Below are 12,462 nucleotides of genomic sequence, written 5' to 3' on the forward strand. Positions count from 1 at the left end.
CCTTGTCCACAAAAAACTGAACCTAGTTTGCCCCTACCCGAGCCCGCAGGACGAAGGTTTTCTTCATAGTCATGCTCTCTTCGCCAGCAGGCTTTTCACAGCCGTCTCGGTATGGGCTATGGCTGCCTTTGCCCCGTCCGGGCCGATCACGGTGCCTTCAATCCGGATAAGCTCAGCGTCAGTCAGTCCGATAAAGCCAAGCATGTGCAGTAGATAGTTGGTCTGGAAATCGAAAGCGGCATAATCGCCCGCTGAAAACACGCCGCCGGCGGCAGTGATCAGATAAAGCTTCTTGCCGGTAAGCAGGCCCCGGGGGGCTCCTGTGGCATAGCTGAAGGTAACTCCCGGCCATGTGACATTGTCAATCTAGGCCTTGAGTTGCGAAGATGGACCGAAATTTATCATTCCTGATCCAAGGACAATGATGTCAGCGGCACATAGTTCATCAACAAGCTCCCGGGCAAGTTCAACGGCAACATTCTGCTGTGTAGTGCGTGAATCAGGGGATGCTGCGCGGCCCACTATGTAGTCTTCAGTAATGTGCGGCGGCGGATTTGCGACAAGGTCGCGAACCGTCAGTGAGGTGTCTCCCTGAGCTCTAAGCCCATGAGCAATTTCAGTAGCAAAGCGGGTAGACAGGCTCTCAGTCCCACGGGGACTGGAAGTAATCAGCAGGATTTTACGCATAGTGGCTCCGTTTGTAGTATAAATTAGTAACTAGAGAATATTTCTATGTCTGGTTACTAACCGTTACCAGGCATACTAAAGTTCCTGCCAGAACTTCACAAGAAGGCACAAATATGTCACCCAGTCACACCGATGTTCCTGAAGCACTCCCGGATTCTGAAACAGAAGGCTGCCAGGCCACCCGCGAAATACTGAATCGAATTGGCGACAAATGGAGTCTCTACATCATCGCCTCTCTGGCCAATGGTAAGCTGCGCTTCAACGAATTGAAGCGCAGCATTGACGGCATATCCCAGCGTATGTTGACGCTGACCCTGAGAGGGTTGGAGCGGGATGGATTAATTGGCCGGACTGTTTATCCGACTATTCCCCCGCGTGTTGATTACGAACTCACGGAGCTTGGACTGACGCTGTTAGCGCCTGTAATGGCGCTCGTGAATTGGGCAAACGATAACCGGCTCGCCATCGCAGAAGCACATCAACGCTTTGACGACACTCCCTAGTCCGCCGGGGCAAGAGGGTTCATGACTGCCATAAGTGCCGCCGCTCGCAATCAGAAGGAGGAGTGGTTATCGATTAACGCGGTACTTCGCACAATTTGCTGTTTGCGTGAGGCTATGTCCGCTCATCGCTCAAAGCAAACTGTCAGATTTTATTGTGTGCTGTCAGTGAAAAGCGTCAGATCATGTCTGAGCTAGTACACTTAATCCCGCCCGGCCCTGTCTGCTGGGGTGATATCATTAGTGGTTTCTGTTATATGTTTTTTTATTGGTTAGTACTGTTTATTAAATGTAAGAAATGACATCTTGGTAATTCATGTGAAATATTTTTTGTCAGCTTATGGTTGCAGAAAGCCGCTAACCCAATGATATATATGAAGCGGCTATGTCGGCTTATAGTTTCAACAACAGATTCATGGATCATCCGCAAGATGTGACAAGGGAGCTGCTAAAACAGACCCAACCTATACAAATTTGAGTCTGTTTTATCATCACGCCATGAACATTCTGAAATTTATAACGGTTTCACGTTGACGGCACACGGACCTTTTTGACCTTTACCGACGTCAAACTCAACTTTCTGACCGTCATTAAGTGATTTATAACCATCCATTTTAATTTCTGAATGATGAACGAATAAATCTTTGCTTCCATCATCTGGCGTGATAAAGCCGAAGCCTTTGTCTCCGTTAAACCACTTAACTATACCTTTACTCATACTTTTTCATCTTCATCTAGGTGAACTGTAAAAGACAAATCTTGCTATCACCATTACAAGAATTGCCTTAACTAGGGAATCGCATTCAGCCATAAATCACTGCGATTCAAGAGATACTCTGGCTCATTACTAAATTTTGGTCAACATACCGCTCGCTGTGTTAGTTGTCAGTCGCACCTGTAACGCAGAAAGGGGCACGAAAGATTTGTACGGTTAGCAGCTTGGAGGCAGAGCAAGTTAAACCTGTAATTTCTCTCTTCAGAGCACAGAACACAAATACTGACAAAATTATTATGTCAGCTTATGGTCAAAGATAACTGCTAACTCATTGATGTATATATATTCAATGTCAACTTATGGTTTGCAACGACAAGTCAGGTAAAACCTTTTGTCTAATCGCGACTTACTTGGACTGTATTGCGTAACGGCAATATAACCTGAGCAATAAGCCCCCCCCCTGCACGCGGCAATAGTTGCAGGTTTCCACCTTGGCGTCGCATTAATGCTTCCGCAATCGCCAGTCCTAGGCCGGTACCATCAACACCAGTACGGGCAGCATCTCCACGTTCAAACGGTCGTAGCATCAAGCTAATTTTGTCCTGTGATATACCGGGACCTCGGTCAGCCACTTCGATATACAGTTGGTGCTGTTGACTATAGCTGGTAATTACCAACTCATTACCGCCCGCGTACTTCACCGCATTTTCCATCAAATTTCGCAGAACTCGTTGCATAGCCACTGGTTGAAATACGGTTTCTGGTAAAGGATTTAGTACCAGAGCAAACATAATATCTCGGCCTTCAAACTCTGCCGCTAACTGTTGTATTAGCACGTTGAGATCGCCAGTAAATTCCGGTTCGCTATTGCCACTACGACCGTACTCCAGAAACTGATCGATGATAGTGTCAATCTGCCGCAGATAGCGGTACAGCTCTTTACTACCCTGAAGATTACTCATCTCCAGTCCTAAGCGTAGCTTGGTCAAAGGTGTGCGGATATCATGGGAGATCCCCGCTAGCATGATCGCTCTATTTGACTCCATAGCATCGAGACTTTCTACCATCGCATTAAACTGATGGGACAGTAATGCCAGTTCAGTCGTGGTGTATTCTGGTAGTTTTTCCGGTCGGCCTCCCAATTCCAGTTTATGGAAAGCAGCAGCAATCTGTTGCAAAGGCCGATTCAGTCGCCGCTGCAACACAAATGCTAACAATACTGCCACAGATGCAATAATTATCAGCAACAGCAAACCTCTGGTCAGCAATCGATGAGGTTGTGGAATTTGGCTCACCGGTAAGGATACCCAGCTACGCTGCCCGGCAATATTCAGATTAACCCATAGCCTCGCATCAGTATCACCCAGCCAACGATAATCAATATTAGGTTTGAGTTCTTGATGAATAGAGTCAACAAATAGTTGAATAAGTGGTGCACGCGGAATATGGCGCTTGCCTGGCGGTAATTGATCATGAACGACTATTTGATCAGCTTGATTAATGTGCTGAATAACATTTTCACGGTTAGCTGGTGCAATCTGCGATAGGACTGAATCTAGCGTATTGACCTGACCAGCCACCAGACTTCCCAGTTCAATCACCCTAGGCCGCTGCATCTGTATATATACGGCAACAGAACAAACCATCACTACCAATGCTAATCCTAGTAACAATAACAAATTCAGTCCGAACAGCGAGCGCGGCCATAGTTTACGCATGATCACCTTCTGGCATGAAAATATAACCCACGCCCCAAACAGTTTTGATATACACAGGCTCCGCGGGATCATCTTCTATTTTGCGACGCAGTCTCAGAACCTGAACATCCAAACTACGATCCAAAGATTGATGCTCCCGACCTTTCACTTTATCCAACAAATGTTCACGACTCATCGGCCGCCGAGGATTAGCAATAAACACACGCAGTAGTTGAAATTCCAGATTGGATAGCGGGATCACTTCTTCATCACGATTCAACTCCATTCTCGAAATATTGAGGGTGAAGGGGCCAAAACGTGACAGTTCCTCCATCCCCCAAATATTAGTGTCGTGAAGCATCTTTTGACGCCTTACCATTGCATTAAGGCGGGCTGTAAGTTCTCTAGGTTCAAAAGGTTTGCTCAGGTAATCGTCTGCCCCCATTTCTAAACCGACGATTCGGTCTATTGGGTTACCTCTCGCGGTTAACATCAGGATCGGGATATTCTGTCCAGCCGCCCGTAAGCGGCGACAAACGGAAAGGCCGTCTTCACCAGGCATCATCAGATCCAGCACCAATACGTCAAATGGCTCGCGTTGTAACCAACGGTCCAGTTGTTCAGCGTTTGCAACGGTCTGCACCTCAAATCCCTGGTCACTGACATAATGCTTTAACATAGTTCGCAGTTCTGGATCGTCATCCAAAATAATGATCCGCGGCAGATGATCTGTCACAGCCCCCCCTAAACAACCACGCCAAACCCTAAACATGAGCCAAATGTTAGCTGCTTTTCCAGCACTTGGCTTTGCTAAATCAGAGAATGTAACCCGTTGTAATAATTTGCTTCATGCACGTAACCATTGCAGTAACTGCTTTCATCTAGCATAGGCAACTGTTTCAGTAGCAACCGGGAGAAGGTGGGTGTTTCAGAAGATACAAAAAAAGTGGGTATGGCTGGGGCTGAGTTTAGTAATACTAGTGCTAGTGATGATATTACGACAACATCCAACATCTGGGAAAAAACAATTAGCGCCAGTATCCGTAACAGTAGCAACAGTGACGCACGGCCAAGTACCACTTTACATTGAAACTACCGGTACCGTGACTGCCTCTGGAACCGTTGTCGTACGCCCCCAAATCAGCGCTACATTGTTAGCCATATACTTTCAGGAGGGGCAATTCGTTAGCACTGGCGAATTACTTGCCACTCTTGATGATCGTGCAATCCAAGCCCAATTGCTTACTGCGAAAGGTAATCTGCAGAGAGATGAAGCCTTGCTGCAAAATGCCAAAAAAGATCTGCAAAGATATCAGCAGTTACAGCTAAAAGGACTGGTGACGCAACAACAGTTGGACACCCAAGCATCTGAGGTAAGGCAGTATCAAGGTATCGTCAAAGCCGATCAGGGAACACTGGATAATCTGCAAGTCCAACTGAGTTATACCCAGATACGTGCTCCAATCAGTGGTATTGCAGGCCTGCGAGCTGTCGATATCGGGAACTTGCTGCAACCCAGTGATACCAATGGCATTGTTACACTCACAGCTGTTACTCCCGTGGATATCAAATTTGCACTCACTGAAACCGAGTTAAATCAACTGCTACCCGCAATGGATAACGGTAAACCTACGGTATTGATTTACGACCGACAAAACAACTTATTAGACAGCGGAACAGTCACTGCTATTGACAATCAATTAGATTCTTTCACCGGAACAGTCATGGCAAAAGCCCGCTGTAATAACCGTCACCAGAGATTGTTTCCCAATCAATTTGTAAACGTACAAATACACATCCACACCATAGACAATTCACTGTTGTTACCTACTAGAGCGATTCAACACAGTACAGATGGAGACTACATCTTTGTGTTACATAGTGGCTTGGCCTTACAGCAGTTTATTCATAGCGATGCAACAGTTGGGGAGCTGAGTTCTGTTGAAGCTATTGATCGTAAAGGTTCAGGCCTCAGCTTAGGCGATCTGGTCGTGGTTGATGGTGCTGATTTGTTACATGATGGTGTACAAGCGCAAGTGGTTATCTCGCCTAATGACACCCCGACAGCTGTAAATCGTTGAGCGGAGGCAATTGGTGAACATTTCCCGCCCCTTTATTAATCGTCCAATTGCGACCTTGTTGCTCATGATCAGCTTGCTGTTAATTGGAGTGCTTGCTTACCGTCTGTTGCCAGTGTCCGCTTTACCGCAAATTGACTATCCGACTATTCAGGTTTATACCCGCTATCCAGGCAGTGCTCCAAACGTTACCAGTACCAGTGTAACTGCGCCATTAGAAAGACAATTTGGTCAAATGGCAGGGTTACAAAAAATGCAATCTACTAGCGCCGATGGTGCATCCATCATCACGTTGCAGTTTGAACTGACAACCTCTTTAGATGAAGCTGAGCAGGAAGTACAAGCAGCCATCAATGCCGCTATGGCTCTCTTACCCAGTGAGCTGCCCTATCCTCCGGTTTACAGCAAAGTTAATCCCGCAGACACCGCTGTGCTAACCCTGGCGTTGACATCTGATGAGCTGCCAATGACTCGGGTGCAGCAACTGGCAGAGACTCGCTTAGCACAGAAAATATCGCAGATGGAGGGCGTTGGCTTAGTGAGTATTAGTGGCGGTCAACGCCCAGCAGTTAGAGTTGCAGTCAATACCGGGGCTTTACAACAGGCCGGTCTCACCCTCACCGACGTTGAATCTGCTATTCAGCACGCCAATATCAACGCACCTAAAGGTAGTCTGGATGGGCGTTTTCTATCCTATGCTATTGGAGCCAATGATCAGTTGACGAATGCCGCCGAATTTCGCCAATTAGTGATTACTTGGCATCAAGGGCGAGCCTTATATTTAGGAGACATAGCAGAGGTTAGCGACGGTGCGGAAGATATCAGACAATCTGCATTGGATAACGCTACCCCAGCCATTTTGATAAGTATTCAACGACAGCCTGGTGCCAATGTAATTGCAACCGTTGATCGTATACGTACCTCTCTGCCAGCGTTAACACAAACCTTACCCACATCCGTCAAATTACATGTCATCAACGATAGGACCGAAACTATTCGAGCTTCTGTCGCCGATGTGCAATGGGAATTACTGCTGGCAATCATATTAGTGGTATTGGTGATCCGCCTGTTTCTGCGTAGTTGGCGGACAACCGTGATCCCAGCGATCACCGTACCTTTATCTTTACTGGGCACACTGGCGGTTGCTTACACTTTGGGGTTTAGTCTTAACAATCTCACACTCATGGCATTGACGGTTGCGGCAGGATTTGTCGTTGATGATGCCATTGTGATGATTGAAAACATCAGCCGCCATACCCAACAGGGAATGTCGCTTCGCGAAGCCACTTTACGCGGTGCTGGACAGATAGGCTTCACCATTATTTCGCTGTCAGTATCGCTTATCGCAGTGATGATCCCGCTGCTATTTATGGGGGATGTGGTAGGGCGATTGTTTCGTGAATTTGCGCTGACATTATCCGCGGCCATCGTGGTGTCCGCAGTACTGACCTTAACCTTGACACCGGTCATGTGTATGAAACTGCTACCCTCACACGGAGAACCCCCTTCATTTTCTATTTTTCAACGCCTGCAAAGTGGCTATGACAAAATGTTGAACCGGGTAATTAGTCATCAAAAACTGGTGTTGTTGAGTGTCATTATCACCACCATTGTCACCATAGCGACGCTTATTTTTTTACCCAAAGGGTTCTTTCCACAACAGGATACACGCTTATTAGAAGGCGTTATGGTGGCACCACCAGGCACTACCTTTGGCAATATGCAACAACTGCAGCAGACACTTAGCGAGCTGATACTACATGACCACTCGGTAGCCAAATTATCATCATCCCTAGGTGTGATGCAGACGAATCCCGCTATCAATCAGGGGCCGCTGTTGATCCAATTAAAATCTGCACAAACGACCAGTGATGAAACCACTTCGGTGATTGCTCGGTTACAGCAAAAGGTGGCTCGAGAACTACCAGCACTAAGGCTATACCTGCGGCCAGTACAAGATCTGACTCTAGACACACGCTCTGGTGGAAGTGCCTACAGTCTGGGTGTCTCCAGTACCGATAATGCTGAATTACACTATTGGACACCACTGATTATCAACATGATGCTGACGCAAACTCCGTTCCGCGATGTATACAGCATGGCCCAACAGCAAGCGCCTCAACTGCAACTAGATATTGATCGTACTCGAGCCGCAAGTTTAGGCATTACAGTAAAAGACATTGATGATGCTTTATATGCGGCATTTGGTCAGAGCCAAATTTCAACCCTGTATACCGATCTGAGTCAGCACCACGTAGTTCTCAGTGCATCTATACATACTGCAGATGTTAAACAGATGGTCAATCAACTGCATATCGCCAGCAGTGATGGCGTTCCAGTACCACTAGCATCTGTGGTAACAATAAAGCAGGGACAAGCTCCTTTGATGCTTTTCCGGCAGGGACAATTTCCCTACGCCGACATCGGCTTCAATCTAGCGCCTGGTTATAGTCTGGGGGATGCGATCTCTGCTATCAATCAGATGAAAAAGCAGTTGGCGTTGCCTGCTGCGGTACAACTCCATTTTGAAGGTGCTGCCGAAGATATGGCCGCAAGTACCAATAGTCAGTTAACCCTTATGTGCGCGGCGATTATTGTGGTTTATCTGATGTTGGGAATGCTGTATGAAAGTTTTATCCATCCCTTAACCATTCTATCAACACTCCCGTCTGCCGCATTGGGGGCATTGTTGGCACTTGGGTTGAGTGGTAAACAATTTGATGTGATCAGTCTAATTGGCATCGTGTTATTGATCGGCATTGTCATGAAAAACGCCATTATGATGATCGACTTTGCCATTGCACTGGAACGTGAGCGGCATCTGTCACCGCAACAAGCTATTAAACAAGCCTGCCAGCAACGATTCCGGCCTATTCTGATGACCACGTTGGCAGCATTATTAGGCGCAGTACCGCTGGCATTTGGTTCAGGGATCGGATCAGAACTGCGTCAACCGCTGGGAATTGCCATTATTGGTGGGCTGTTGGTGAGTCAACTATTAACGCTATTTTCCACCCCAGTATTTTACTTGTGGCTACACCGCGCTGAAGCTGCTTTGGCGCGGAGAATTTAACTATGTGGCTCAATCTTTCGGCGCCGTTTGTTCGCCGCCCGGTTGCAAGCACCTTGATTGCCGTTGCTCTGGCAGTCTTCGGACTCCTAGCTTTTCGCGCATTACCGGTATCGTCACTTCCTGATGTGGATTTTCCAACGATAGCCGTCACTGCGGTGTTCCCGGGGGCTGACCCGCAAACCATTGCTAGTTCCGTGGCATTACCATTAGAACATCAGTTTTCCGCCATTGCGGGGATCACTGAAATGACGTCCACCAGCTATACAGGTTCGGTACGTATCGTATTGCAATTCGAGCTTTCTAGAGATATCGACGGTGCTGCCAGAGATGTTCAAGCTGCTATTAGTGCGGCGCGGGCACAATTGCCCGACGAAATGAAAACCAACCCCAGTTATCGTAAAGTCAATCCCGCTGAAGCGCCGGTGATGGTGTTGGCTCTCACCTCAGACACTGCCAGCTCCGCAGCCATGTATGATAAAGCCACTACGTTACTGCAACAGACACTACTTCAGACTGAAGGCGTCGGTGACGTGATGGTAGGAGGCGGGTCTTTACCAGCAGTACGTGTAGAACTCGACCCTAAGCAGCTACAGCAACAAGGAATCAGTTTGGAACAGATTCGAGTTGCATTGGCCAAGACTAACGCCAATGGCGCCAAAGGAAACTTAGATGTTCTTGACCGCAGTTATACACTAATGGCCAACGATAATATTGCAAATGCAGCTGACTATGCCCCATTAGTGATCCGTAGTGATGACGGGGCCATTACCCGGCTTAGGGATGTTGCTGATGTGTATAACGGTAATGAAAATGTCCACAATTTCGGACTAATCAATGGTCGCAACGCTGTGGCTATTATCATCAGTAAACAGCCTGGTGCCAATGTCGTCGCCACTGTAGATCGTATTCGGCAATCACTGCCCCAACTAAATGCGATGTTGCCAGCTCAAATGCAACTTAGCGTGGCATTGGATCGAACACAAACGATACGCGCTTCCTTATTCGATGTAGAACTTACCCTGTTAGTCGCCATATTGCTGGTGGTAGGTGTGACCTGGTTATTTTTTCGTGATTGGCGAGCAACGCTACTGCCAGCTATCGCAGTGCCGTTATCGTTGCTGGGCACTTTTGCCATAATGTGGTCTCTTGGCTACAGCCTAAATATTCTGTCGCTGATGGCACTTACTATTGCCACCGGCTTTGTTGTGGATGATGCAATCGTAGTCGTCGAAAACATTATGCGGCATCTAGCGCTGGGGAAATCCAGAATTGAAGCCATACTGGATGGAACCCGAGAGGTAGGATTTACTGTGTTTTCTATCAGTATTTCGCTAGTGGCAGTATTCATCCCTTTACTGCTAATGAGTGGCTTGGCGGGGCGACTACTGCGAGAATTTGCAGTAACGTTATCGGTAGCAATTCTTGTATCAATGCTGGTATCGCTGACCATTACGCCTACCCTGAGCCGTATTTTCCTCAAATCACCCACTCACTCTCATCAAGTCAGTTGTCCGCGTTGGTATGCAACTAGCCTGCAGCAATCATTACAGCATCCACGCCTGATGATGCTTTTGACAGTGTCAGCATTCCTCGGTTCTGTTGTACTGTTAGCTGTTATCCCTAAAGGTTTTTTCCCACAACAGGATACTGGTCTCTTGTTTGGCCGCGTTCAGGCGCCGCAGAATATTTCTTTTACGGATATGCAACAACGATTCACCCAAGTGATCGACACTCTCAAACAAGACCCAGCGCTGGAGAATGTATTCGGGTTTATCGGTGGTAATGGGGTGAATGCTAATAATACCGGTGTTATCTATGCAACATTAACCCCCCTGAACCAACCTCGTCGCGAATCAGCCACGAGTATAGTCGCAAGATTGCAGCATCAATTTGCCGCTCAAGCGGGGCTAAAGCTCCAGTTACAGGCAATTCAGGACATTGCCGTTGGCGGTTTACAGACTGCCGGGCAGTATCAATATACCCTTAGTGCAGATAGCATGGTGGCGTTAGATAAATGGGCGCCCCAAGTGGAAGCAGCATTAAAGGACATTCCACTGCTTAATGGTGTTAATAGTGATAAGCAGGATCAGAGCCTGACACTTAAGATCGATATTGACCGCCAGGCTGCCGCAAGACTTGGAGTCCGTATCAGTGATATTGACCAAACACTGTACGATGCGTTCGGTCAGCGCCAAGTTTCCACTATTTATCAGCCAATGAATCAATACCATGTGGTTATGGCGCTTAAACCTCAATACTGGCAAGAACCGAGCGCACTGGACAATATTTATGTCACCGCCACAAACACATCTACCTTGGTGCCATTATCAGCAATAGCGCATTTTGCGATAGTACCTTCCGCTATATCGTTGTCTCACAAAGGACTCTTTCCATCAGTAACACTGAGCTTTAACCTGCAACCAGGCGTGGCTATTGGTACCGCAATTAACGCCATTGAACAGAAAATATCGACACTGCAATTGCCCGATACGATTATTGCTGGCTTCAGTGGTACCGCCAAAGCCTCTGCAGCAACAGTTAGTAGCATGCCGATATTAATGCTAGCTGCTATCGTTGCTGTATATATTGTGTTAGGGATGCTTTATGAAAATCTCTATCATCCATTAACTATTCTCTCGACTTTGCCATCTGCCGGATTAGGCGCATTACTAGCGCTATTTGTCTGTGGATTTGAATTCAGCATAATTGCGCTCATTGGGATCATCTTATTAATTGGCATAGTGAAGAAAAACGCCATTATGTTGATTGATTTCGCCCTTACATTGGAAAGAGAACAACAACTTTCACCAATACAGTCCATATATCAGGCATGTCTTACACGATTTCGACCAATAATGATGACAACACTCGCGGCATTATTCGGTGCCTTACCATTGGTGTTTGGTCACGGGTATGGTGCTGAACTTCGACACCCTTTAGGCGTCAGTATCATAGGAGGGTTGCTCTTAAGCCAATTACTGACGTTGTACTCCACACCCGCAATCTATCTGTACATCTCAAGATTACAAAATAAGCTGCAACGCTGATAACTTGGTGCATGGTAATGTCAGTAAAGGATGCTTTTACATCATTTGAGGTTACTATCTGAATTACATAAAAAAGCGCCTTCGAGTTCAGGACTTGAAGGCGAAAAATCATCAGGGTTCAACAATCGAGGGATTGGAAATTTCTGTCCAAACTTCCAGCATGACTAATGTATCTGGCACCTCCTTATGATTTCTGTGACGCCCGGGTCGCCATGACTGTTTTCAGCTGTTCCAGCGTCACAAAGCATTGGTGATTGGTGTCTATTGAGTCAAAATTCTCTGCCACTCGCGGCATGCCTTTCTTGGCCTCTTCCAGCGTGAGCTTGCCATCCTTGTTACTATCAGCTTGGGAAAACCTTTCCGCCAATGCGGCTTCAGCTCTTTTGGCAAAGTAACCCTGTTGCGGTTGATTGGCTGCCATACAAGCCGTTGGCAACAGCAGAGATAACGCCAACAAATAACGTTGCATAAACTCTCCTTATTTATCGTCGAGAACAGAGCTCCAGATCTGGCGCTCCATGGACTAAAGCATACGCAGCAAATGTTGTTGACTGATTGCATATTCACTGAGATTTATTTCAGTTGGTTACAACCAAAGCCCAATGGCAGACAAACAGATCACCGACAACGCCAATGTCTGATTATTATCCGGTACTGGCACTCAG

At 47.0% G+C, this 12,462-nt stretch carries 8 protein-coding genes and 1 pseudogene; 4 read left to right on the forward strand and 5 right to left on the reverse strand.

What is annotated here, in order from left to right:
- Window positions 1-69 precede the first annotated feature (69 nt).
- Window positions 70-687, reverse strand: a pseudogene (locus IE064_RS10225) (FMN-dependent NADH-azoreductase).
- Between the two features lie 113 nt (window positions 688-800).
- Here IE064_RS10225 and IE064_RS10230 point away from each other — a divergent pair.
- The gene (locus tag IE064_RS10230; protein WP_189617725.1) at window positions 801-1,190 is read left to right on the forward strand and encodes a winged helix-turn-helix transcriptional regulator; all 390 of its coding nucleotides are present in this window, start codon (window positions 801-803) and stop codon (window positions 1,188-1,190) included.
- Window positions 1,191-1,701: 511 nt separating this feature from the next.
- On the opposite strand, the gene IE064_RS10235 is transcribed toward IE064_RS10230, so the two are convergent.
- The 3 genes from IE064_RS10235 to IE064_RS10245 form a co-directional block, all read right to left on the reverse strand.
- Complete coding sequence (locus IE064_RS10235; RefSeq protein ID WP_189617726.1) at window positions 1,702-1,905, reverse strand: cold-shock protein; 204 nt, start codon at window positions 1,903-1,905, stop codon at window positions 1,702-1,704.
- A gap of 392 nt (window positions 1,906-2,297) precedes the next feature.
- Window positions 2,298-3,620 carry an ATP-binding protein gene (locus IE064_RS10240; protein WP_189617727.1) on the reverse strand — a complete coding sequence of 441 codons (1,323 nt, stop codon included), beginning with the start codon at window positions 3,618-3,620 and terminating at the stop codon, window positions 2,298-2,300.
- The gene (locus IE064_RS10245; protein ID WP_133038935.1) at window positions 3,613-4,335 is read right to left on the reverse strand and encodes a response regulator; all 723 of its coding nucleotides are present in this window, start codon (window positions 4,333-4,335) and stop codon (window positions 3,613-3,615) included. The genes IE064_RS10240 and IE064_RS10245 overlap by 8 nt, the downstream gene beginning before the upstream one ends.
- A gap of 187 nt (window positions 4,336-4,522) precedes the next feature.
- Here IE064_RS10245 and IE064_RS10250 point away from each other — a divergent pair, with 187 nt between their 5' ends.
- The 3 genes from IE064_RS10250 to IE064_RS10260 are packed head-to-tail and all read left to right on the forward strand — an operon-like array spanning window position 4,523 to window position 11,797.
- Complete coding sequence (locus IE064_RS10250; RefSeq protein WP_189617729.1) at window positions 4,523-5,680, forward strand: efflux RND transporter periplasmic adaptor subunit; 1,158 nt, start codon at window positions 4,523-4,525, stop codon at window positions 5,678-5,680.
- Between the two features lie 13 nt (window positions 5,681-5,693).
- On the forward strand, window positions 5,694-8,750 hold the full coding sequence (locus IE064_RS10255) for an efflux RND transporter permease subunit (protein ID WP_189617730.1): 3,057 nt from the start codon (window positions 5,694-5,696) through the stop codon (window positions 8,748-8,750).
- A 2-nt stretch (window positions 8,751-8,752) separates the two neighbouring features.
- Complete coding sequence (locus IE064_RS10260) at window positions 8,753-11,797, forward strand: efflux RND transporter permease subunit (RefSeq protein ID WP_189617731.1); 3,045 nt, start codon at window positions 8,753-8,755, stop codon at window positions 11,795-11,797.
- A 184-nt stretch (window positions 11,798-11,981) separates the two neighbouring features.
- Here the strand turns inward: IE064_RS10260 and IE064_RS10265 are convergent, their stop codons facing one another.
- Window positions 11,982-12,266 (reverse strand): EF-hand domain-containing protein, encoded by a 285-nt coding sequence (locus IE064_RS10265; protein ID WP_189617732.1) that lies wholly within the window; start codon window positions 12,264-12,266, stop codon window positions 11,982-11,984.
- Between the last annotated feature and the right edge of the window lie 196 nt (window positions 12,267-12,462).

It is taken from the genome of Shewanella fodinae (assembly GCF_014651955.1).
GTDB classification, from domain to species: Bacteria; Pseudomonadota; Gammaproteobacteria; order Enterobacterales; family Shewanellaceae; genus Shewanella; species Shewanella fodinae.